Annotated in this window: 25 protein-coding genes; all 25 read left to right on the top strand. The window is 42.0% G+C overall.

Features of this window, described 5'->3' with window-relative positions; genetic code table 11:
* The first annotated feature begins 120 nt into the window (after positions 1 to 120).
* Positions 121 to 396, top strand: a complete 276-nt coding sequence (locus FU659_RS17595; protein ID WP_147948775.1) for an alpha/beta-type small acid-soluble spore protein — start codon at positions 121 to 123, stop codon at positions 394 to 396.
* A gap of 360 nt (positions 397 to 756) precedes the next feature.
* Complete coding sequence (gene metK, locus FU659_RS17590; protein ID WP_147948774.1) at positions 757 to 1,962, top strand: methionine adenosyltransferase; 1,206 nt, start codon at positions 757 to 759, stop codon at positions 1,960 to 1,962.
* 221 nt (positions 1,963 to 2,183) lie between these two features.
* Positions 2,184 to 2,417: a hypothetical protein gene (locus tag FU659_RS17585; protein WP_147948773.1), complete on the top strand. Its 234-nt coding sequence runs from the start codon at positions 2,184 to 2,186 to the stop codon at positions 2,415 to 2,417.
* A 186-nt stretch (positions 2,418 to 2,603) separates the two neighbouring features.
* On the top strand, positions 2,604 to 5,207 hold the full coding sequence (locus FU659_RS17580) for a stalk domain-containing protein (protein WP_147948772.1): 2,604 nt from the start codon (positions 2,604 to 2,606) through the stop codon (positions 5,205 to 5,207).
* Between the two features lie 96 nt (positions 5,208 to 5,303).
* Positions 5,304 to 6,491, top strand: coding sequence for a sensor histidine kinase (locus FU659_RS17575; RefSeq protein WP_147948771.1), 1,188 nt, complete (start codon positions 5,304 to 5,306; stop codon positions 6,489 to 6,491).
* Positions 6,469 to 7,194 (top strand): response regulator, encoded by a 726-nt coding sequence (locus tag FU659_RS17570; RefSeq protein WP_147948770.1) that lies wholly within the window; start codon positions 6,469 to 6,471, stop codon positions 7,192 to 7,194. Before FU659_RS17575 ends, FU659_RS17570 begins: the two co-directional genes overlap by 23 nt.
* 51 nt (positions 7,195 to 7,245) lie before the next feature.
* The gene (locus FU659_RS17565; RefSeq protein ID WP_147948769.1) at positions 7,246 to 7,647 is read left to right on the top strand and encodes a hypothetical protein; all 402 of its coding nucleotides are present in this window, start codon (positions 7,246 to 7,248) and stop codon (positions 7,645 to 7,647) included.
* A 42-nt stretch (positions 7,648 to 7,689) separates the two neighbouring features.
* Positions 7,690 to 9,669 (top strand): ATP-dependent helicase ComFA, encoded by a 1,980-nt coding sequence (locus FU659_RS17560; protein ID WP_147948768.1) that lies wholly within the window; start codon positions 7,690 to 7,692, stop codon positions 9,667 to 9,669.
* A gap of 278 nt (positions 9,670 to 9,947) precedes the next feature.
* Complete coding sequence (locus tag FU659_RS36410) at positions 9,948 to 10,460, top strand: ComF family protein (RefSeq protein WP_222708567.1); 513 nt, start codon at positions 9,948 to 9,950, stop codon at positions 10,458 to 10,460.
* Positions 10,461 to 10,570: 110 nt separating this feature from the next.
* On the top strand, positions 10,571 to 10,993 hold the full coding sequence (locus tag FU659_RS17550; RefSeq protein WP_397355954.1) for a TIGR03826 family flagellar region protein: 423 nt from the start codon (positions 10,571 to 10,573) through the stop codon (positions 10,991 to 10,993).
* Positions 10,994 to 11,105: 112 nt separating this feature from the next.
* Positions 11,106 to 11,378 carry a flagellar biosynthesis anti-sigma factor FlgM gene (gene flgM, locus FU659_RS17545; RefSeq protein ID WP_147948766.1) on the top strand — a complete coding sequence of 91 codons (273 nt, stop codon included), beginning with the start codon at positions 11,106 to 11,108 and terminating at the stop codon, positions 11,376 to 11,378.
* A 30-nt stretch (positions 11,379 to 11,408) separates the two neighbouring features.
* Entirely contained in the window at positions 11,409 to 11,906 is a 498-nt protein-coding gene (locus FU659_RS17540) for a flagellar protein FlgN (protein WP_147948765.1), read from the top strand.
* Between the two features lie 50 nt (positions 11,907 to 11,956).
* Positions 11,957 to 13,402: a flagellar hook-associated protein FlgK gene (gene flgK, locus FU659_RS17535; protein ID WP_147948764.1), complete on the top strand. Its 1,446-nt coding sequence runs from the start codon at positions 11,957 to 11,959 to the stop codon at positions 13,400 to 13,402.
* 37 nt (positions 13,403 to 13,439) lie between these two features.
* On the top strand, positions 13,440 to 14,339 hold the full coding sequence (gene flgL / locus FU659_RS17530) for a flagellar hook-associated protein FlgL (RefSeq protein WP_147948763.1): 900 nt from the start codon (positions 13,440 to 13,442) through the stop codon (positions 14,337 to 14,339).
* Between the two features lie 25 nt (positions 14,340 to 14,364).
* Entirely contained in the window at positions 14,365 to 14,934 is a 570-nt protein-coding gene (locus FU659_RS17525) for a DUF6470 family protein (protein ID WP_147948762.1), read from the top strand.
* 73 nt (positions 14,935 to 15,007) lie between these two features.
* Positions 15,008 to 15,469: a flagellar assembly protein FliW gene (gene fliW, locus FU659_RS17520; protein ID WP_147948761.1), complete on the top strand. Its 462-nt coding sequence runs from the start codon at positions 15,008 to 15,010 to the stop codon at positions 15,467 to 15,469.
* A 6-nt stretch (positions 15,470 to 15,475) separates the two neighbouring features.
* Entirely contained in the window at positions 15,476 to 15,703 is a 228-nt protein-coding gene (gene csrA, locus FU659_RS17515) for a carbon storage regulator CsrA (RefSeq protein ID WP_147948760.1), read from the top strand.
* Between the two features lie 177 nt (positions 15,704 to 15,880).
* Complete coding sequence (locus tag FU659_RS17510; protein WP_147948759.1) at positions 15,881 to 17,632, top strand: flagellin N-terminal helical domain-containing protein; 1,752 nt, start codon at positions 15,881 to 15,883, stop codon at positions 17,630 to 17,632.
* Positions 17,633 to 17,768: 136 nt separating this feature from the next.
* Positions 17,769 to 18,182 carry a flagellar protein FlaG gene (locus FU659_RS17505; protein ID WP_147948758.1) on the top strand — a complete coding sequence of 138 codons (414 nt, stop codon included), beginning with the start codon at positions 17,769 to 17,771 and terminating at the stop codon, positions 18,180 to 18,182.
* Between the two features lie 34 nt (positions 18,183 to 18,216).
* Positions 18,217 to 19,254 (top strand): flagellar cap protein FliD N-terminal domain-containing protein, encoded by a 1,038-nt coding sequence (locus FU659_RS17500; protein WP_147948757.1) that lies wholly within the window; start codon positions 18,217 to 18,219, stop codon positions 19,252 to 19,254.
* A complete protein-coding gene (gene fliD / locus FU659_RS17495) occupies positions 19,254 to 20,078 on the top strand; it encodes a flagellar filament capping protein FliD (RefSeq protein WP_147948756.1) in 825 nt (274 codons plus the stop codon). Before FU659_RS17500 ends, fliD begins: the two co-directional genes overlap by 1 nt.
* A 35-nt stretch (positions 20,079 to 20,113) precedes the next feature.
* Positions 20,114 to 20,515, top strand: a complete 402-nt coding sequence (fliS, locus tag FU659_RS17490) for a flagellar export chaperone FliS (RefSeq protein WP_147948755.1) — start codon at positions 20,114 to 20,116, stop codon at positions 20,513 to 20,515.
* A complete protein-coding gene (gene fliT, locus FU659_RS17485; protein ID WP_147948754.1) occupies positions 20,508 to 20,843 on the top strand; it encodes a flagellar protein FliT in 336 nt (111 codons plus the stop codon). The genes fliS and fliT overlap by 8 nt, the downstream gene beginning before the upstream one ends.
* A 359-nt stretch (positions 20,844 to 21,202) precedes the next feature.
* The gene (locus FU659_RS17480) at positions 21,203 to 21,400 is read left to right on the top strand and encodes a cold shock domain-containing protein (RefSeq protein WP_147948753.1); all 198 of its coding nucleotides are present in this window, start codon (positions 21,203 to 21,205) and stop codon (positions 21,398 to 21,400) included.
* 161 nt (positions 21,401 to 21,561) lie between these two features.
* Entirely contained in the window at positions 21,562 to 22,110 is a 549-nt protein-coding gene (gene hpf / locus FU659_RS17475; RefSeq protein WP_147948752.1) for a ribosome hibernation-promoting factor, HPF/YfiA family, read from the top strand.
* The last annotated feature ends 103 nt before the right edge of the window (positions 22,111 to 22,213 follow it).

The following is a 22,213-nucleotide window of genomic DNA, read 5'->3' as shown; positions in this document are numbered from 1 at the left end:
CAAGATCTTATGCGTTTTTGGTTCCGTGAATGTAGCCATACTAGTGGTGTAGAACAGCAGACAGCAGAAGGCACTTATGGAGTTAGTTCATCTCATAAATACTCTAAGGAGGCGTTTGTTATGGCTAGAAGCAATAATAGTAAGGTTGTTCCGGAATCTAAAAAGGCATTAGACATCTTGAAGTATGAGATTGCGGCAGAATTAGGACTTCCTGTTGGAAAGCACATGTCGTTAAATGCCGACACGGAGTTTGCAACAGAATTGGGTGCAATTCCTTCAACTTCAATAAAAGAAGATTATTGGGGACATATTTCATCCAGAGATGCGGGAGCCGTAGGTGGAACGATCACAAAGCGTTTAATACAGAGAGCCGAAGAAGTTCTATTTTCATTATAAATTTCTAATTAAGCAACCTCGGCTTTCCATAAGTTAGAAGTATTATATTATCTTCATTTATTTATAATTTCTTCACTTTTGTTTCATTGACACTAGAGGTCAAATAAAGTAAGATAACTTATTGAAGGTCAATATTTAATTTAACCTTTTCCAATCGGGAAAGGTTCATTTTTTTGTTGTCTGACGCACTTATTTTAACCATTCCGGAATTCAAGGTTCTTGGCAGCGCATGTGCGCATAAGAGGGAGATTCCGTTTGGCGTGAAAAGCTACCGCTAAAGCCGGGCCCGCTTTATTTCATATAGAGGCATCGATTAGAAGCTTTTCAAACATACTAAAATTGATTAGGAGGATGAATGATATGGCGCAAGTACGTGGACGTCGTTTATTTACATCCGAATCCGTAACAGAAGGTCATCCGGATAAAATTTGTGACCAAATTTCTGACTCGGTATTGGATGCTTTTCTTGCCAATGATCCGAATGCTCGTGTAGCATGTGAGGTTTCTGTAGCAACTGGTTTGGTATTGGTAATTGGTGAAATTACTTCAAAATCTGAATATGTAGATATTCAGGCTATCGCAAGACAAACAATCAAGGAAATTGGGTATACTCGTGCCAAGTTTGGTTTTGACTCTCAGACATGTGCGGTTCTTGTTTCTTTGAACGAACAATCTCCTGATATTGCCCAAGGTGTTGATAGAGCGCTTGAAGCAAGAGAAGGTTCGATGTCTGATGAGGAGATTGAAGCAATTGGAGCCGGTGACCAAGGTCTGATGTTTGGATTCGCGGTGAATGAAACGCCTGAGCTTATGCCTCTTCCAATCTCAATTTCTCACCAATTAGCTCGTCGTTTGACAGAAGTTCGCAAAAATGGAACTCTTCCATACCTGCGTCCTGATGGTAAAACACAAGTTACTGTTGAGTATGTAGATGACAAGCCTGTTCGTGTTGATGCGATTGTTGTATCCACACAGCACAGTGAAGATGTTACATTGGAGCAAATCCAACGCGATATCAAAGAACATGTTATTAATCCTATCGTTCCAGCACATTTGTTGGATGAGAATACGAATTACTTCATTAACCCGACAGGCCGTTTCGTTATTGGCGGACCTCAAGGGGATGCTGGTTTGACTGGTCGTAAGATCATCGTAGATACTTACGGTGGATACGCTCGTCACGGCGGCGGCGCGTTCTCTGGTAAGGATCCAACGAAAGTTGACCGTTCCGGTGCCTACGCGGCGCGTTATGTAGCAAAAAATATCGTAGCTGCTGGACTCGCTGAAAAATGTGAAGTTCAATTGGCTTACGCAATTGGTGTAGCTCGTCCGGTTTCCATTGCTGTTGATACTTTTGGTACAGGTAAAGTTAGCGAAGAGAAACTCGTTGAGTTGATCCAAAAGAATTTCGATCTTCGTCCAGCTGGTATCATCAAAGAGCTTGACCTTCGTCGCCCGATTTATCGTCAAACGGCAGCATACGGTCACTTTGGCCGTAATGATCTGGATGTTCCTTGGGAACGTACAGATAAAGCTGAGACTTTGAAAGCTCAAGCTTTGGTTTAAAATAGATTAGCCGTCCTTAGTGGGCGGCTTTTTCTCATTCTGATGATATTTTTCTTGAAATTCTATATAAAAGAGCAATGGATTAGAACGTATGTTTTCATCTTGTTTGGATATATGGTAATATATTTGTATAGTTCATAATTACTTTAGAAATGAGTATTATGGTATAATTGATTAACTGATAATCTCTTGAGTAAAAGGTGAATAGGAGTGAAAGTGAATTGGATAATGAATTCAAAGAAGAACTATTGTTTTTACTCAAGACTGAATTGTCACCTATTATTGAAAGATTAGATCGTATTGAAAATGAGCAGATTCAGATTAAACAAGCGGTTTTAGAAACTAATGAGACAGTAAAGCGAATGGAAGTTATTCAAGAACAGCAGCACTCGATCATTCAGCTATTGTCAGCGCGTTCTATTGCACAAGAAGCAAAGTTAAAAAACATCAAATAAACGAGTATCTCAAGCAGAGAGCAAATCCGGATAGGAGGACGCTCTCTTTTTGTTTTTCTTATTTTTATGCCGTATAAATACAACACTACCTCTTTCGTAACTTTTTCAGTAGTTTAAGAGTCTATATAGGTATCTAAAAAAGATAGATACTAGACTTAGACTGAAAGAGGAGTGTGGAGAAGCAACATGAGGTTACAGAAGCAAGTAGGGATTGGTACGCTGGCTTGCGTACTACTTTGGCAATTAGTGGCAGGAACGACGATTTATGCAGCATCACCAAGTTTGACGTTATCCTCACAGGAGACGATCACATCAGGTGCAGTAATGAAAAATTATGTATGGACAACTACGAGAAGCAATAAGGATGTTTCGGTAAACGCCAAAGTAATTGAGGTGGATTTAACGAATCCTAATGTCAAAATAGACACAATGGCAGGGACAAAAAATCAGTTCACGAAAAACCAAAGCGTACTTGGTATGGTTAAGGACACGGGGGCTGTTGCCGGTGTAAACGGTGACTTCTTCAATACGCAGGCGGAAGGTGTTCCGGAAGGCGCACAAATTATGAATGGTCAAGTCATGACGACTCCGGCGAAAATTTCTGGTTTATACTCCTTTGCCATTACAAATACGAATCAACCGATTATTGATATTCTAGATTTTCAAGGCAAGGTAACAGCAAAAGATGGGACCTCCTTCGATCTCGGCGGCGTGAATAAAACGTATTATTGGGATGATAACGTTGTACCCATGATTGCCGATGGACTTTTTCTATATACGAATGCCTGGGCTTTAACGCAGCGAGCTGTCGATGGTACCCATGTTCCGACAGAGGCACTTATTCAAAATGATATCGTAAAAGAAATAGCCGTAGACACGAATATTAAAGCGGTTGCTCCAGCAGATGGTTATATCCTTCGGGGCTCTGGACTAGCACGGGAGTTTATCGTAAATCACCTTAAAGTAGGCGACAAGATCAACACCAAATATGATATGGTACCGCATGATGCTTCTAAGACGTATGATTGGCGTAATTTTAAAATGCTGCTTGGCGGCAGTACGCTGCTTGTGGATGATGCAAAGCCGAGTTATTTTACACGCAATATCGGTGAATTCAGTGGGTATAGTCCCGTCTCACGAACGGCGGTAGGCTACTCGAAGGATATGAAGACGGCTTATATCATAACAGCAGATTTAAGTGCGGGGAGTGCCGGCATGACGCTTCCTGAGCTTCAGCAGTTTATGATCAGTGCTGGTGTATGGAAAGGTATGGTGTTAGACGGCGGAGGATCGACGCAGATGGTCTCAAGACCGCTTGGGGATGTAGATCCAAAACTTGTGAACAAGACACAGAACGGCAATCAGCGGGCGGTTGTAAACGGGCTAGGGGTATACTCGACTGCGCCTAAGGGCCAGTTGAAGGGTCTTATTTTGAAAGGGCAAAATGTATTGTTCATGAATGAATCTAGTGCCTATCTATTCAAAGCCTATGATGAATACTATAACCCCATGGCTGTAGATAGTGTGGTTCCCGTGTGGAGTACTTCTACGGCGAATGGTTCCTTCAAAGATAATATTTTCACCCCGACCCTCATAGGTAAAACTCAAATTATGGCCAAATCAGGGAATGGCACAGCAACTATGGATGTTGAAGTTATCGGAAGAGATCAAATAGCCTCGATGAAATTTAGTGTGGGTTCGTTTTCTGTAACAGAAGGCGGGGATTTCAAACTACCTCTTTCAGTAACGACGAAAAGTGGTGTAACGCGCGACTTGCCGCCAAGCTCAGCGACTTGGGAATTAAGTGGAATTAAAGGTTCGGTGAAAGATGGCGTTCTCCATGTAGATAGTGCGTCTGGAAGCCAGGCAGCTCAAGTTATTGCGAGATACGACGGATACAGTACGATGGTGACGCTGCCCGTGGGACAGGAAAAAGTATGGTATGATTTAGATCATAATGCAGTGATGACAACGGGAGATAAATATCCGGTTGAAGTAATTTCCAGCGTAAATATTGTTCAGGAAAATGGAAATAAAAACTTGGAAATATCGTATGATTTTACGAAAGGACAGGGGAATAAGGCCGCATATGCCAGATTTAATGGCACGAGTGGTGCCCAGATCGCAGGAGAGCCGCAGTTTATTACAGCTAGAATTTTTGGTGACAACAGCTTTAACTGGGTCCGTGCTGAAGTCGTCGATGGGGACGGCAAATTGAACTATGTGAGTTTGACCGACAATATGAACTGGACTGGTTGGCGCAAGATGACAGCTGATCTGTCTGATCTTAAATTCCCAATTACGATTAAGAGTGTCTATGTTGTTAATCCAACTAATGGACAGGATGAAAGAGCAGCTAAAGGGAAAATTAATATTGATGATATTTCGTTCATTTATAAAGGGCAGCTGGCAGCCCTACCAAAAAGCACAGTAAAGCTGACTGTAAACAAGAAACAAGCGACTATAAATAACAAATCCACCACTTTGGAGCAAGCTCCGACGATTGTGAATGGGAATACATTGGTTCCACTTCGCTTTGTTACGGAAGCGCTGGGCGGCGATGTGAAGTGGGACGATAAAGAACGCAAGGTGACGGTTTTACGTGGAGATAAATTGATTGATCTCTGGATTGATCAAACTGATTTGTTAGTTAATGGGGATCGTGTAACAGCTGAAGTAGCTCCGAAAATTATGAATAATGTATCGATGGTACCTTTACGGCTAATTTCTGAGAAGTTAGGCTTTAAAGTAGGCTGGGAACCTAAAAATCAAGGGATTTCACTTGAATAAATAGTGCTAGAAGTTCACTGCAAACGGCTAGAACTATGATACAATATGGGGTAGACTAATTTCTAATTTCGTTTTATATAAAGGAGTTTGTTTCCATTGCAGCCAGACGCTATAGATCGTGTCATCAAAAACGCAATTAACGTCATGGAGAGCAGCAAGTATCAAATGTTCGAAATAGCTGAAACTTCTCGGTTGGAAAAAGAGTCGCTTATTCGTGAACTTGACGAGATCAAGTATGAAACCAGTGCCACGATTGATTTGGTGGATAAGCTAGAGAAGGATTACAAGCGTTCACGTATTCGACTGACAGAGGTTAGCCGTGATTTCAACAAGTACCGCGAAGAAGATATCAAGATTGCTTATGAAGCCGCTATTGCTTTTCAATTACAGCTGACGATTGCTAGGGAAAAAGAAAATAACCTTAAGACTAGACGCAATGATTTACAGCAGCGAACAAAAAACGTGGACAAACAGGTAGAGCGAGCGGAGACGATCGTTTCACAGATGAATGTTGTCCTCGAGTACTTATCGGGCGACTTGAATCAGGTCACTCGAATACTGGAATCTGCCAAGAACAGGCAACTGCTCGGTTTGAAAATTATTTTGGCGCAAGAGGAAGAAAGAAAGCGTATCGCGCGTGAAATTCACGATGGGATGGCGCAGACACTGGCCAATGTAGTTCTTCGAACAGAAATCGCGCAGCGGATGCTTCTCAAGGAGGATATGTCAGCCGTTAAAGAAGAATTAGTAGATCTTAAGGGCCAAGTGAGAGGAGGACTTGAAGAAGTTCGCAAGATCATCTTCAACCTCCGCCCGATGGCGCTTGATGATTTGGGCATTGTACCTACACTACGTAAATATGTGCAGGATTTTGAAGAAAAGCACAAAATTCGCACCCAATTTAATCTTGTAGGCAAGGAGACTCGCATTCCGTCCGGGCTTGAAATTGCTATTTTCCGACTGGTGCAAGAAGCTCTATCGAATGTGAATAAGCATGCGAAAGCCACTTTTCTATCTGTTGAACTTACGCTGGAACCTGATCAAGTTCAAATCTATGTCGTAGATAACGGGATTGGTTTCGACGTTCCGCAAACGGAGCAAAGAATAGCCAAGGGAAACAACTTTGGTTTGCTCGGTATGCGAGAGCGTGTTGAGCTGCTAGAAGGCTCGATGGTTCTAGAGTCTGAAAAAGATTCAGGTACAAAAATTACGATGCTGATCCCAATCGGCGGAGGCGCAGAGAATAAGGAGGAAAGTCAGAATGGACAACACGGCGAGTCATAAACGCAATGTACAAATCGTTATTGCGGACGATCACCAGCTCTTTCGTGAAGGTGTTAAACGAATTATTAATATGGAAGATGATATGGAAGTCATCGGGGAATGCGGTGACGGTATCCAAGTTATCGAATTATGCAATCAAATTACACCGGACATCGTTCTTATGGACATTAACATGCCCCTTGAAAATGGGGTTGTGGCTACCGAACGACTGAAGCTTATATTTCCGGATATTAAAGTTATTATTTTATCCATTCATGATGATGAAAGCTATGTATTCGAAACGCTTCGCAAAGGGGCTTCAGGCTACTTGCTGAAAGACATGGAAGCGGAGTCACTTATTAATGCGATTCGTTCCGTTGTAGCGGGACATGCTTATATTCATCCTAAAGTTACAGGAAAACTGATTAACCAATTAAGACGAATGACGTATCTTGACGATGTAGGAGTAGTCGGCTCCGGTCAGGCTGTAAAGGATTCCGGTCTTAAGTACATACATAATGCAAATAGTCCGCTGACCAAAAGAGAAGCGGAAGTTCTTCGCCTCATGGCTGAAGGTAAAAGCAACAAACTGATTGGGGAGTTCCTCTATATCAGCGAGAAAACGGTAAAAAACCACGTTAGCAGTATTCTCCAGAAAATGGAAGTTGATGACCGAACACAAGCCGTTATTATTGCTATTAAAAATGGCTGGGTAACCCTATAGTAACCCTCTCTCCCTAACTGGCATACAATGCAAGTAAGGGAGGGACCCGCTATGTGGATTGGATTGTTATGGATCTTGGGTTGCTACGGCATCAGCATTGCTTTGCTTCATTTGTTGCTAGGATCCCGTAAGGGCGGAAACAGGAAGGAAGCAAACATTCTGCTCGTTACCAAAAATAATCAAAATCAAATTGAATGGTATATTCGCTCTTTGTTTTTCTTTTCGCGAGTCAAAGGTAACGAGGTAACGGCAACGATCTTTGACGAAGGCTCGACCGATGATACGATGAAGATCATTGAGCGATTGTCCCATACGCATTTGCTGAAATTACGCTGCCAAACGGAGCATGATGCTATAGATGAATATTTGCATCAGCATGGTGATGAACGCCTTATAGTCGTTAATCTTAGCAATAGGGAAGATCTTGTGAAAATGCCCATTGTTACACGGTAATCGGTTTCAAACATTTCAATGATAAAGAGAGTAAGGTGAGGAATGAAAGTTCAATTATATGCGGTGGGTGTTGGCTCTGTATGGAGATGGCACTTGACGATTCATACCCAAACGGACATTCATTATTGGTTCGAGTACTACGCAGCCGACGCCGGCCTCGTAATGCTCGAACCTTTTGTTTCGTTAGGGCAAGGTGTAAGACTGCTTCAGCTTCTGAATGTAGATGACCAACTTGTGAAAATGGGAGGGTTTCCGCAAAAAATAGAATGGATCAGAAAGCTTGCTGTCTCATGCGCGATTCCTCTTGGTGCCCTGGAGTCAATGGGCTTAAAACTGTTAAATTATGATGTATGGAAACAGAGGATGGACACTAATACGAGTCCTATTCATCCTGGAATTTACGAGAAAGTCGTTCGTGCTTGCAAGGGAAGAGCACTGCTTAATGATGAAATCCAACAGTTGTTGGAGAGTAGCGGTGTTCAGTTGGGATCAGGCGATGAGTGGCTGCCTTATCTACAGTTAGCGCATCTTAACGGTGATATTGAACTAACGAATGGGCTACAGACGTTGGCGCAGCGGGATTGGCGTAGAGGATTTAAAAGGGTCACAAGCTACACGTGTAAGAGGTGTGGGAGTGGTGCTGAGCGCATGTTCTGGTCACCATGTATCCATTGCGGACAAGAATGCCCGTATTGCGAAGAGTGCCTGACTATGGGTCGAGCACGTTTTTGCTCACTGCTCGTTCTGGGTCGGTCGGGGACAACGAAATCAGAACACCTCACCGATGGTAGTAAGGCTGCTAATCCCTCCAAGCTTAGGGTTTCTCAGGTGCAGTCTGTGGTTAATGAGCCGGATGAAATCCTGAGCTATGTTACCCCGTGGGGGCTGAGTGATGCCCAGACAGCTGCATCCTTGGAAGGGTTGAACTATTTAAGAAGAGATGGTGAAACAGAGGGAAAATGGAAGCAAGCAAAACTTATTGTGAAGGGGGAAAACTGTCATGAGCCACGAAAGTTTTTGATTTGGGCAGTTACAGGAGCAGGGAAGACCGAAATGATCTTTCCATTCATTCACTACACGATCACTAATGGGGGGCGTGTGCTTATTGCCACACCGCGGAAGGACGTGGTATTGGAGCTGCAGCCGAGGATAAAAAAAGCTTTCAGCCCATATAGTGTGGTCACACTGTATGGGGGAAGTGAGCAGCGATGGGAGCAGGGACAGATTACGATTGCTACAACACATCAACTGTTGCGGTTTCATGAGGCTTTTGATCTGGTCATTATCGATGAGATCGATGCCTTTCCTTATCATAATAACCCAATGCTCGGATTTGCAGCGGCTAAAGTGTGTAAACCGAATGGTACAAACATCTTGTTATCCGCAACACCGCCTAAAGCGATCAGACAAGCTGCTGATCGGGGACGACTGCCGCATGTTCGAGTGCCAGTCCGTTTTCATAGGCATCCCTTACCAGTTCCCCTGCTTGTAGCTGTTCCCCCATTGCGAAACATCCTTCAGACGCAAAAGTTTCCTAGTTCCCTCCTTTCTAAACTGGTTGCCTCCGTAGAGCGAGGAGCGCAAGTATTTGTTTTTGTCCCTAATATTAGTTTGGTTGAGCCTGCGGTTGAATTGTTGAGATTGAAGATGCGGGATATGGAAACGGGTGCAACTATTTGTATAGAGGGGACATCCTCGAAAGATGCTGAGCGGACGGAAAAAGTTCAACGCTTTCGAGACCGAGACATTCGTCTGCTTGTAACCACGACCATTCTGGAGCGAGGAGTTACCGTACCCAAATCCGATGTATTCATTATTGACGCTGATTCCAAATTATTTGACGAGGCAGCGCTCGTACAAATGGCCGGACGTGCGGGCAGATCCAAGGATGACCCGGCAGGTAAGGTATATTTTGCAGCCAAAGAAATTACGCAATCACAGAAGGAGGCTATTCGCCAAATTAAACAGATGAATCGCATTGCCCGAAAACAGGGGTATTTAATTAAGGGGGGAAATGAATGAGTAATTACCAATTACAGTGGCGTACTTGGATGAAAAAGGCAGTGGGAGAGCTACAGACACTCCTTAGTTCGAAAAGGGAAGGTTGTTTATTATGCAAACAAAACAGTATCCTCCACCTAGAGGAATTAGGGTTGTGTCATACGTGTTACACACGAATTCCTTGGATTCGAGAAGTGAAGTGTGCAATATGTGGAAGAGCAGAGACTTGTTACGATTGCAGTCGCGGGATAACCACACATTTCTCAAGAAGCCGTGCTGCTGTCAAATACGACGAAACGATGAAAGAATTACTCGCCAGATATAAATATCGCGGGGACGAACGACTACAATCGGTTCTTGGTCAAATGTTGGTTCATTCGTATCGGTTACTCCAAGCAGAGCGGGCAAGGTTGCATTTGCCTACTCCTGCTTATGCACCTACGGGAAAGGAAGTCATTACTTTCGTGCCTGTCAGCAATCGCAGATTATTAGAACGTGGATTTAATCAAGCTGAACAAATGGCTGAAGAATTGGGAGGGAAAGTAGGTTTGCCTGTAGTTCCTTTATTGTATCGGTCCAAGCATACGGAGAAGCAAAGCTTTAAGAAGAGGCATGAGCGTATGGATGATCTTGAGCACGTTTTTGAGGTGAACGAAACAATGCTTGATTGTGTAAGCCAATCATCGACGAATCCACTGGTTATTTATGTCGTGGATGATGTTTATACAACAGGGAGCACCATGAATCAATGTGCCAAGGTACTTAGGGAGCGAGTGACTGCTGAGATATACGGACTAACCTGGGCGAGATAATCGTACTTACTGCAACAGTGAATGTAAAATATAGTTATGCAAACCCTGTCGAATTGCGGTAAACTGGAATTAATAATCAGGAATTGGGAATAGTAGAAGGGGGCAATGCAATGAGCATGAATGTAGCCAATTGTCCACGTTGTGGGAAAATATTCGTCAAAGGCTTTAATGACGTTTGCCCGAACTGTGTGAAGGATCTGGAGCAGCAGTACGAGAAATGCGTGAAATATCTGCGTGAACATAAAGGGACCACCATAAATGATTTAAGTGAGGCTACGGAGGTCTCCATTAAACAAATCACAAAATTCATTCGTGAAGGCCGCATATCCATTCTGCATGCTCCTAATATGTCGTACTCGTGTGAAGTGTGTGGAATCTCAATTCGCGAGAATACGATTTGTGAACCATGTCGCATGAAGCTGGTTAAGGATGTAAGGAACCATACAGAGGATGAGCGTCGAAGCGAAGAACGCAAGAAACATGAGAATCAAGTTACTTATAATATTCAGGATCGGTTGAAAGAAAAACGATAATTTATAAATAGATCACAGCAGATATAAAGTTTCATATGTTTCATGCCGATAATAGTTCTAACGATTATCGGCATTTTACTTTTTAAGGTCACAGAAATAGGAGAGTTGCTGTATGAAAATTAACGAAAATCAACGGATCGGTGCTGTTAATCCTTACAAGAAAGCCGGAGATGCGAATCTGGCTCAAGCTGCGGGCAAGAAGAATAAACCTAAAGACCAAGTTGAGATTTCAGCTGAAGCTAAAGAGCTTCTTGGTGCATTGGGTACCGCGCGTACAGAAGAGAAGACACAGCGCATTGAAGAACTGAAGTCATCAGTTGCTACAGGAACGTATCAAGTAGATGCGGGTAAGCTAGCAGAAAAGATTCTTCCGTATTTAAAGTAAAAGACTAGCGAATAGAAGCAGGTGACGACCATGTCGATTCAACCTTTGTTGGAAACAATGAATATACTCCAGGAAGCACACGAAGCATTGCTTGAGCTTGCTAAGGATAAGACACCAGTTTTGGTCAGTAACAATATTGATCAGTTGAACATAATTGTGAATCGAGAGAATAAGTGGGTAAGAGCAATTGCGGATGCCAATCAAGAACGGATTCAAATTATTGGCTCTTACTTAATCTCTAGAGGATATAATCCCAATCCGAAGATTACAGTTAGTGATCTAATCAAGGTTATATTTAAAGCAGAAGAAAAGCAAGCGCTAATAGAAGCTCAACATAAGCTGCTTGACACGATAGAGACATTGAAAAAAACGAATACCATTAACCAGCAATTAATTGAACAATCGCTAGCTTTTATCGATTATTCACTCGATTTAGTTATCGGTGCGCCGGATGATGATATGGTATACAGGAATCCTAATCAGACGAAAAGCGGAAATCGATTGGGATTATTTGATAGAAGAGGATAACGGTCGGATGCATTTATCATACCCAAGTAAGGGCATAGGAGAGGGAAACCATGAGATCAACTTTTGGCGGCATTGAAATATCCAAGCGGGGGATTCTTACACAGCAAGCTGCACTTACAACGGCAGGACATAACGTCGCTAATGCAAATACGCCGGGCTTTTCACGTCAGGTTGTCAAAATGGTTGCGGCCGAACCTATCGAGGCTCTTAGCTTGCAGCGTTCTACCATTCCGGGACAAATGGGACAAGGTGTTGAGTTTACTCAGGTGCAGCGTATACGTGAAACCTTTTTAGATAAACAATTTGCTAATGAGAACAAAAGCTTAGGTGAGTGGACAGTAAAACAAGATACGCTAGAGAAGCTGGAGGCTATCATTAATGAGCCGTCCGATACAGGGCTTCGTCAGGTGCTGGATAATTTCTGGAACTCCTGGCAGGAGCTTAGTAAACAGCCTGATAACTTGGAAACAAGAGCTGTTGTTAAGGAAAGTGCTTTAGCTGTGACAGATGCGTTTAACCATGCAGCTAAGCAGCTCAAGGACCTTACTTCTGATGTAAATGATAATATTTCGGTCAAAGCAACCCAAGTTAATACAAGTTTGAAGCAAATTGCAGTGCTGAATGATGAGATTTTCCGTGTTGAAGGGCTCGGCAACAGTGCGAATGATTTACGTGATCAACGGGATTTGCTTGTCGACGGACTGTCCAGACTCATTAATGTATCTGTTCAAGAAGAATCTTCCGGTTACCATGTAAAAATGGGAAATCAAGATTTAGTTGAAGGCAACACGGCGACAGAATTCACGGATGAAACAGCTAAGTCTGCCTATCCGACTGACTTAAACAGCGGAGAGTTATTTGGTCTCATGTATTCGAATGACCGATATGTCAATGAGTATAAAAACCAATTGAACTCCATGGTGTCAACGATGATAACATCAGTCAATAATGTGCATAAACAAGGTTATACCTTACAAGATCCTCCTACTAAAGGTGGAGAATTCTTCTCACCGGTTGCTGATTTTAGTACAGCAGCTGAGACGATGAAGGTAAGTACGAATATTACGGATAATGTGGAACGCATAGCAGCTTCGTCAAGAACATACAAAGATGCTAACGGCGTAGAGCACGTAGTCAAAGGTAATAATGAATTGGCCCTGCAGCTTGCAGGCATTAAGAATACAAAGTTTAATTTCGATGGTTCTGGTGTAACCAAAATTATTCTTAACGGCGGTACGTTTGATGAGTTTTTACGTGCAGTTGTCTCTGAAATCGGAGTTCAAACTCAAGAAGCACAAAGACAAGTAGCTAATCAGAAAATTCTCGTTGATCAGGTAGATGCAAGACGTCAATCCGTTAGCGGTGTTTCATTAGATGAAGAAATGGCCGACATGATTAAATACCAACATGCTTATAATGCAGCTGCACGCGCTTTAACGACATTCGATCAGATGCTGGATAAAGTCATTAACTCAATGGGTACAGTTGGCAGATAATAGAAGAGTATACTTTCGATAAAGGGGTGAAATTGCGATGGCATTACGCGTTACACAAGGAATGCTAAACACACAATTGTTGCGCAATTTGAATGGTAATATGACTCGCATGGATAAGTTGCAAGATCAGCTTTCGACGGGTCGAAAAATTAATAAACCTTCTGATGATCCAGTAGGGATCAGTTCCTCAATGCGATACCGTAGTGAGCTTGGTGTGAATGATCAATACCAGAGAAACGTAGATGCTACAGTCTCTTTTCTTGATTATAGTGACACCACGTTAGGGCAAATGGGGCAAGTAATGCAAAGAGGACGTGAACTTGCTGTAGAGGCTTCTAATGGTACTAATCCGAGTGAATCCCTTAATGCTATAAAGACAGAGATTGATCAATTGTATAATCAGTTAACCAATATAGGAAACAGTCAGTTTAACGGTAAGTATGTTTTTAATGGACAAATTACAGATAAGGCTCCTTTTCCGGATCCTAATGATGCAGCCAATGCAGTTACGGACAATGGTGAAATTAAGTTTGAGATTGGTGCAGGTGTTCAGATCGCAATGAACAAAACAGCAACGGATATTTTTGGTAAATCTGGTGACAAGAATAATGTTTTTCAGATTTTTAAAGATCTGTCTGTTGCATTGAGCACGGGTAACAGCAAAGAAATTCAAGATTCAATCGGTAAAATGGATGAAAGAATGTCTATTGTACTAGCAGCAAGGTCTGACATTGGTGCTAAGACTAACCGTATTCAACTTGCTGAGGACCGCCTTAAAGACATAGGAATTAACTTGCAAAGTTTACAATCGAAAACGGAAGATGCAGATATGTCTATAGTTATTACTAATCTCAAAATGGAAGAGAATGTTTATCAAGCTTCCTTATCGGCAGGATCCAAAGTCATTGTTCCCACACTCGTTGATTTCTTACATTGATCGTAACAGTTAGGAGGCGGTTGATTTGTCGAGTATTCCACAAATACAAATTCGTCAGCAACCGGCTCTTATCGGCATCGATGCTGATCCAGGGACTCAGGATATTAGGCAGCCACAGGCAGCTTATGAGATGCAAACTGAACGTCCTACGCTAGAGATGCATCAGACTCAAGGGGAACTGCAAATTGATCAAAGTCGAGCTTGGGATGCTTTAGGTGTAGGGCCTATACTTGAATCCATGTCGCGTATTTACTCTCAAAGTAAAGAGATCGCTTTACAAGGAATTGCCCGTATTGTTGAGAATGGGAACAGAATGGCTGCCATTCACCTGCCTGGCAATCCAATTGCTGAGATTGCTAAGCAGTTGACTTTTGAACATCCAGAATTTAATTATTATGGAGAAGCAGCTTACGATAACGTGGATATTACATATACGGCTCATAGAGTTGAAATTAATGTGACGGATGGTAAAGTCAATGTGAATGTGCAGGTTAATCCTCCTGAAATTTCTTACAATCGGGGAAAACTGGACATTTACGTGCGACAATATGCCAACCTTGAAATTATTCCACCCCAAATTGATTTAAAAACATAAAACGGTATAATCAAGCTATAGATTTTACTCTATAGCTTTTTTGTATGAAAAGGATAAGGGAGAGACATGACTTATGAAAATAAATACGTTGTTTTTCGGGGAACTTCAGGTCGAAGAAGCGGAGATCATCACATTTCCGAATGGAATTCCTGGTTTTGAGGAGTTTACACAGTTTACGTTGGTACAGTCCGCTGAAAGTGCTCCCTTCTCGTACATGCAATCTATTCAACAAGGAGAACTTTCCTTTTTAGTAACAGACCCTTTCTTGTTTTTCAAAGATTATGAGATAAGCCTTACGGAATCTGTGCAGGAAGAATTAAAGATTGAACAGCCGACAGATGTTCAGCTACGGATAGTTGTTACGGTGAGTGACGATAATACAAAGATTACTGCGAATCTACTCGCGCCGATCGTATGGAATACCATAAAGCAATTAGCCAAACAAGTGATTTTGCATGATTCTGACTATCAAGTCAAGCATGAGCTTATTATCAGTGATTTGAACAAAACCATGCAAGAGCAAGTAGAGGGGTGACAAAGAATGCTTGTACTGGCCAGGAAAAAGGGAGAGTCCATCATGATTGGGGACCAGACTGAAATCGTTATACTAAGTACGGATGGTGATACAGTTCGTATAGGTATTAAGGCTCCTAAGCAAGTTGAAGTTTACCGTAAGGAAGTCTATTTGCAGATACAGGAGTCGAATAAAGTTGCTGCCGAACATAAGATTAGCCCTATGAATATTAGCAAATTAATGAATAAATCGTAGTCATATCAAGGTGTCGACCATAAGTCGACATTTTTTTGTTTTTGCTATAAACTTTCTAAGGAGTACCGACGATATATATATCAACGGGCCAACTAGCAGGACGGCCGACCTGCTAGAAAGCCTTAAATAACATCCACATGGACGTGGATCAACTGAACCTTCAGGAGGAAGAAAACAATGAGAATTAATCACAATATCACAGCTTTGAACACACACCGTCAATTAGGTGCTAACAGTGCAGCAACTGCTAAGAACATCGAGAAATTGTCTTCCGGTCTTCGCATCAACCGTGCAGGTGACGATGCAGCTGGTCTAGCAATCTCCGAAAAAATGCGTGGCCAAATCCGTGGTTTGGACATGGCTGCTAAGAACTCCCAAGATGGTATCTCTTTGATCCAAACAGCTGAGGGTGCATTGAACGAAACTCACAGCATTCTTCAACGTATGCGCGAACTTGCTAACCAATCCGCAAACGGAACGAACACTGATGCTGACCGTGGTGCGCTTCAAGACGAGATGAACCAATTGACTTCTGAAGTTAACCGTATTGGTAACACTACTGAGTTCAACACTCAAAAATTGCTTCAAGGTGATGGTAAAGCTAACTTGACGAACACAGGCGTTGTAACTGCTGGTAAAGTTGGAGCTACTACAGCTGGAACAGATAGAACAACAACTGAGGCGACTCAATCATTTACTCTTTCAGCGACTGCTACCAATGGTCAAACGGTTGATCTCAATCTTAATGGAATAAATATTACAGCAACATTTAATACTAATGCTGTTGCTGCTAATGACCTTGCGATTTCGAATGTAAAAGCGACTACCGCTGATATTGCTATCAACTCGACAGCTCCAGGTGCTGCAACAGATGCTACAGCAGCTGCCAAAGCACTTCAACAGATTATCGATAAGAACGATACGTTAAAAGGTAACTGGACAGTTACAGATGATGGTGCTGGTAAAATAACAGTAACAGCAGTAAAAGGTGGGGCGTTTGAAGGTGCTGCTGGTGTTATTGCAACTTCAACAGGTACTGTTGCAGGAGCCGGGGCTGCTACCGCAGATACTGGTAAGACAAACAACGCAAAACAAGCAAGCACTGACATTGACTTGGCTTCCTTGAATGGCACGACTGCAGTAAAGGAAACTGCAAACATTAAAGCACTTGCTGGAACAGGAATGACTATTAACGGACAACAGGTTGAGTTCTATGATTCAACTGCTGGTGCTTATACAGGTAAAGCACTTGGAGTTGATATTAATGCCGCATTGCAGACTAAATGGGCTGCAACAGGCGACCAAACAAAAGCTCTTGCAAAAACAATTGCTGATACTGTAGCATCCAAAATCGCAGATGTTACTGTTACGAACAATGGTACTAAAGTGGTAGTTACTGCCAACAAGGGTGGCGTTGCTGGTAACAATATTGAGTTCAAAGATGGTGGAGTACAAAAGAACTTCGAAACTTCCTTCCAAATTGGTGCTAATACAGGACAATCCATGTCCCTTTCAGTTGCCGATATGCGTTCAAACGCACTAGGTATCACAGCAAAAGCTGGAACTGCAGGTTTCACAGCTACTAACACTGTAACTGATGGAACAAACGATGTTAAAGGCGAAGCTGCCTTAAACATCTCCACTAAAGATGATGCTGCTAAAGCAATCGCAGTTCTTGATAAAGCGACTGCTTCTGTTTCCAGCGAGCGTTCCAAGCTTGGTGCGGTACAAAACCGTCTTGAGCACACAATCAACAACTTGGGAACTGCTTCCGAGAACTTGACTGCTGCTGAATCCCGTATCCGCGACGTTGATATGGCAAAAGAAATGATGGAGCAAACGAAGAACAACATCCTTGCACAAGCTGCACAAGCTATGCTTGCACAAGCTAACCAACAACCACAAGGCGTTCTGCAATTGCTTCGTTAATCTTATTCATAAGAGAGACCCTAGGATTTATTCTAGGGTCTCTTTTTTGTTTTGCTATTAAAATAGCTATAACACTCATCGCTTATTTAACCGATAATAAGGGTATACATATAACTTCAGATGGAGGTTTATACAAATGAGCATCAATTACCCTTTGGGCGGAACGGGCGGTTCATCAGGTTCAGACAAGTTAATAGAGCCTCTAACGAAACCTCATAAAACTGAGGAGATAAGCACAGCAGTTGGTACTGAATATCATACCCCTACAATTAATAACGCACATGAGCTGAAGAAGGCGGAACTTCAGGGTGATAATATTACAATAAGTGATGCTCAAGTGGTGAAAGCTCTTGAACATGCGATTAAAGCCGTTCAGGGGAGAACAACTTCGTTGGAATTCTCCATTCATCAGAAGACGAAGCTCATATCTGTAAAAGTTCTTGATAAAGATACGGGTGAAACGATTCGAGAAATCCCACCGGAAAAAAGTTTGGACTTTGTAGCTAAACTTTGGGAAATGGCTGGAATCCTCATTGATGAGCGGAGATAAGTTTAACATCATGTAAAGGGCGGTGACTACACCTATGGTAATGCGATTAAATGGATTCTCAGGAACGGGAATTGATATTGATGATACAGTTAGTAAGTTAATGAAAGCAGCTCGTATGCCTCAGGATAAATTAAAGAAGCAGAAGCAATCTCTTGAATGGCAGCGTGATGATTATCGTGCGATGAATGCCAAGATTATGGATTTTCGAAAGACTGCTTTTAACATGAAATTGCAGTCATCCTTCCTGAGCAAAAAAGGTTCCTCGTCGGATGACACTGTTCTGTCCGCTACTTCAACAGCATTGGCAGCTGATGGTGCGTACACGATTAAAGTGAATCGTCTAGCTGAAGCTGCAAATGTGAACTCGGATACCCCTCTCAATGCAAAAAGTGATAGTGAAAGCCTAGGTCTAACAGGGCCAACCACACTTACAATAGCAGGAAAAAAGGGGTCTGTTAAGATAGATGTCGATGAGACAGCTACGATATCAAGTATTGTAGCGCAGGTGAATGCCAAGACCAATATGACTGGCGTTAGCATGAATTATGATACAAATATGAAGCGATTCTTTTTCGTTGCCTCAGTTACAGGTGAAGCAGGCAACTTTAATTTAACGATGAAGGGCGCCAACAGCTCAACTAATTATTTGAAAGATGTTTTTGGATTATCAACAGCAACTGTGCCAGCAACTCCGGCAAAGACATATACAATAAGCTCAGCGTTTTCAGAAGGATTTAATACACTTATCGACAGCACGATCACGACACCACAAATGATTCGTTTGACAGCTGGAGGTAAAACGGCAGATATTACTATTAATAAAACAACAACGCTTAGTAATTTAATAGATGCTATTAACAGTTCTGATATCGGTAAAGCAGGCGTGAATGCCTATAAGACAGCTGATAACCATCTTGCCATTTTTGATCCTAGTGGAGGAACTGCAATAACTATAGAAGATAAAACGGCGGGTGCACCGGATTTATCTTCCAGATTTGCTTTGGATGTCTCTCCTGCGACTACTGCCATTTCAATGCTTTCCGTCAATAATGGAAAAACGCAGACCTCTTAATTAATAATATTTCAGCACAATATGATTCCAATACTTTTAGTTTCAATGGAACGAACATTACCGTTAAGAAATTGGGAGAGGCAAGTGTTACAACAACCCGTGATGTGGATACTGTTTTTAATACGATTAAGTCTTTTGTGGATAAATATAATGACTTAATTGCTTCAATTAATACGAAAATGAGCGAAAAGAAATACAAGGATTTCCAGCCGTTAACAGATGAAGAGCGGTCATCCATGAAGGATGACCAAATAAAGGCTTGGGAAGAGAAAGCGAAGAGTGGTACGTTACATAACGACTCCTTGCTTTCCAATGGACTTACTAATTTCCGGTCTTCTTTTTCCAAAATCGTGCAGGGTTTACCGACAGGTGCATTAAAAAGTTTATCTGAAATTGGGATTTCCTCGAGTTCTATGGGAGGCTCCTCTGTTTCAGGCAGTTATATGGATAATGGAAAAATATATCTAGATGAGGACAAATTAAAAAAAGCAATTGCTGATAAACCAGACGAAGTTATGGCTCTTTTTAATGCAAATGATGGTATTAAAGATTCAGATTTAGGAGACGGGTTAGCCACACGTTTATACGATAGAGCAAACGCCCTAATGGATTCCATTACAGCTAGGGCTGGAGCCACCACAAGCGTAGATACAACGTATGTAATGGGTAAAAATATCAAGGATATCAATACCCGCATTGACAACTTGACTACGAGCTTAGATGTACTGCAAACACGCTATTATAAACAATTTACCGCTATGGAAAAATATATATCGCAGATGCAAGCACAAAGCTCACAACTTACTTCGCAATTAGGCCGTTAATATATGTAGGTATTACAAACTGGGGGGAAATAACCATGCTTCAAGCCCAACGCAATAGATATCTGGAAAATACGGTGCAAACGGCAAGTCCAGCACAGTTATTGATTATGCTCTGTGATGGGGCCATTCGTTTTTGCCGGGCAGGTATAGAGGCCTTGAAAACAACCAACTACCAAGACGCGAACACCAGCCTAGTCAAAGTACAAGATATTATTAGCGAGTTTGCTATTACAATTGATCGTAATGCTCCTGTAGCTAGTGATCTTTTGAAGCTCTATGAGTACTTTAACCATCGGCTGATTGAAGCTAATATGAAGAAATCGATTGAGCCTGCGGAAGAGGTGCTTGGCTATCTTATGCAGTTGAAAGAAACTTGGATGCAAGCAGCTAAGCAAGCGAATGGTGGCACAACATCCGCTGGAGCGATGAATGGATAAGCTGGTTGTTGAACTGGAACGACTTACGCAGCAGGGACTAGCGGAACTTGTTACAATGGATGCTGATCGTCTTGCGGAATTTATGGAACAGCGTGGTAGGGTCATGCATGCACTTTTGCAAGTAACACCAACTGTCCATAATAAGGAAGTCTATAAGGAACGAATTCAAGCTGTTGTAAGCTTAGATTCTATATTTCTGCGTAAGCTTGAACAATATCGTGATGAAGCTAGTTCGCAATTAACCAAGTTAGATGCTGGCAAAACCCAAAGAAACGCCTATGATCACCACTACGAACCCGAAAGTCTTTTTTTTGATAGGAAAAAATAGTGTATTCACAGAACCTCTCGCGCGGCGAGAGGTCTTTGATTTGTTCCAAGATTATTCGAGTCTCCGTCATGAACCTCATTGTGCATAAACAAAACACAATGAGCCCCAACCCTGTGAATATCCCCTCTCCCGTCCTGTGGATAATGTGTATAAAACTGTGCATAACTTTGTTAATAAGTTGTAAAGATGCTTGATGCGACAAGGTTTTACAAATTTCGCAGTTATCCATAAGGTGTATATACCGGAATTTTCAAAAAATTCCTTTACAACTAAGTTATAAATTGACAGGTCAAGCAGGAGGGTGATATAGTCAAAAAGTAAGGGCTTACATTTTTAAAAACGAAGGGAATGTGTACGTTATGCAAGGTAAAGTGAAATGGTTCAATGCAGAAAAGGGCTATGGTTTCATTGAACGTGAAGATGGTGGAGATGTATTTGTGCATTTCTCAGCGATCCAAACGGATGGCTTCAAAACGTTGGACGAAGGCCAGCCTGTAGAGTTTGATATTGTTGAAGGTGCCCGCGGACCGCAAGCTGCTAATGTAAACAAAATTTAATCATCCGGCAGGTGATTGCCGCTTGAATACACCTAAGAACTGGCGCCCTAAGGATCTCCTTAGGGTGTTTCTTTTTGTCTAAAAATAGCTCGGAATTTAAAGGAATTATGAAGATGGAGTGGAATGTAGTATAATGTAAGCAGGAAGGGAGATGTTTAACTATGAATATCAGCATTCGCGGAGAACACCTTGAAGTAACTGAGGCCCTCAGGGACTATGTCGACAAGAAATTAAGCAGACTAGAGAGGTATTTTGAAGCTCCCCTTACATCCGATGTACAAGTGAAATTAAATGTGATTAAAGGTATGCAGGCCGTCGAGGTTAGCATCCCACTCACAGGCGTACTGCTAAGAGCCGAAGAACGCAATACCGATATGTATGCGTCGATCGATTTGGTAGTAGACAAGCTGGAACGCCAAATTCGCAAATTTAAAACAAAAACAAATCGCAAAATTCGCCAAGAAGGCGGCAAACGGGACTTATTTAAAATTGAGACATCACCTGTTACTTATGTGGAAGAGGAAGAAGATTTTGAACTGGTTCGCAACAAACGCTTCACATTGAAGCCGATGGATGTGGAAGAAGCCATTTTACAGATGAACATGGTAGGTCATAGCTTTTTCGTATTCTCGAACATGGACACGGATCAAGTCAGCGTAGTATACAAACGTGATGATGGCAAGTATGGTTTGATTGAACCGACTGTATAACAAGTAAGTAAAGCTTTAACAGGCATCCCTATAGCAAGAATGAAAAAGCTTGATTCGAATCCGTCGAATTGAGCTTTTTTCTATATATGTTTTGGAGACTTCG

Origin of the sequence: Paenibacillus sp. N3.4 (assembly GCF_008017805.1) — a bacterium.
Classification (GTDB): Bacteria; Bacillota; Bacilli; order Paenibacillales; family NBRC-103111; genus Paenibacillus_E.
Note: the sequence above shows the minus strand (reverse complement) of the source record. Positions and strands in the feature narration are given on the sequence as shown.

Bases quoted from the DNA above. Each gene is read 5' to 3' on its own strand.
- FU659_RS17560 (WP_147948768.1), top strand. From the start codon at position 7,690: ATGAAAGTTCAATTATATGCGGTGGGTGTTGGCTCTGTATGGAGATGG.
- FU659_RS17510 (WP_147948759.1), top strand. From the start codon at position 15,881: ATGAGAATTAATCACAATATCACAGCTTTGAACACACACCGTCAATTA.
- fliW (WP_147948761.1), top strand. From the start codon at position 15,008: ATGAAAATAAATACGTTGTTTTTCGGGGAACTTCAGGTCGAAGAAGCG.
- FU659_RS17505 (WP_147948758.1), top strand. From the start codon at position 17,769: ATGAGCATCAATTACCCTTTGGGCGGAACGGGCGGTTCATCAGGTTCA.
- FU659_RS17595 (WP_147948775.1), top strand. From the start codon at position 121: ATGGCTAGAAGCAATAATAGTAAGGTTGTTCCGGAATCTAAAAAGGCA.
- FU659_RS17480 (WP_147948753.1), top strand. From the start codon at position 21,203: ATGCAAGGTAAAGTGAAATGGTTCAATGCAGAAAAGGGCTATGGTTTC.
- flgM (WP_147948766.1), top strand. From the start codon at position 11,106: ATGAAAATTAACGAAAATCAACGGATCGGTGCTGTTAATCCTTACAAG.
- fliT (WP_147948754.1), top strand. From the start codon at position 20,508: ATGGATAAGCTGGTTGTTGAACTGGAACGACTTACGCAGCAGGGACTA.
- FU659_RS17570 (WP_147948770.1), top strand. From the start codon at position 6,469: ATGGACAACACGGCGAGTCATAAACGCAATGTACAAATCGTTATTGCG.
- FU659_RS17580 (WP_147948772.1), top strand. From the start codon at position 2,604: ATGAGGTTACAGAAGCAAGTAGGGATTGGTACGCTGGCTTGCGTACTA.
- FU659_RS36410 (WP_222708567.1), top strand. From the start codon at position 9,948: ATGAAAGAATTACTCGCCAGATATAAATATCGCGGGGACGAACGACTA.
- FU659_RS17540 (WP_147948765.1), top strand. From the start codon at position 11,409: ATGTCGATTCAACCTTTGTTGGAAACAATGAATATACTCCAGGAAGCA.
- FU659_RS17500 (WP_147948757.1), top strand. From the start codon at position 18,217: ATGGTAATGCGATTAAATGGATTCTCAGGAACGGGAATTGATATTGAT.
- csrA (WP_147948760.1), top strand. From the start codon at position 15,476: ATGCTTGTACTGGCCAGGAAAAAGGGAGAGTCCATCATGATTGGGGAC.
- FU659_RS17565 (WP_147948769.1), top strand. From the start codon at position 7,246: ATGTGGATTGGATTGTTATGGATCTTGGGTTGCTACGGCATCAGCATT.
- flgL (WP_147948763.1), top strand. From the start codon at position 13,440: ATGGCATTACGCGTTACACAAGGAATGCTAAACACACAATTGTTGCGC.
- FU659_RS17550 (WP_397355954.1), top strand. From the start codon at position 10,571: ATGAGCATGAATGTAGCCAATTGTCCACGTTGTGGGAAAATATTCGTC.
- hpf (WP_147948752.1), top strand. From the start codon at position 21,562: ATGAATATCAGCATTCGCGGAGAACACCTTGAAGTAACTGAGGCCCTC.
- fliS (WP_147948755.1), top strand. From the start codon at position 20,114: ATGCTTCAAGCCCAACGCAATAGATATCTGGAAAATACGGTGCAAACG.
- metK (WP_147948774.1), top strand. From the start codon at position 757: ATGGCGCAAGTACGTGGACGTCGTTTATTTACATCCGAATCCGTAACA.
- flgK (WP_147948764.1), top strand. From the start codon at position 11,957: ATGAGATCAACTTTTGGCGGCATTGAAATATCCAAGCGGGGGATTCTT.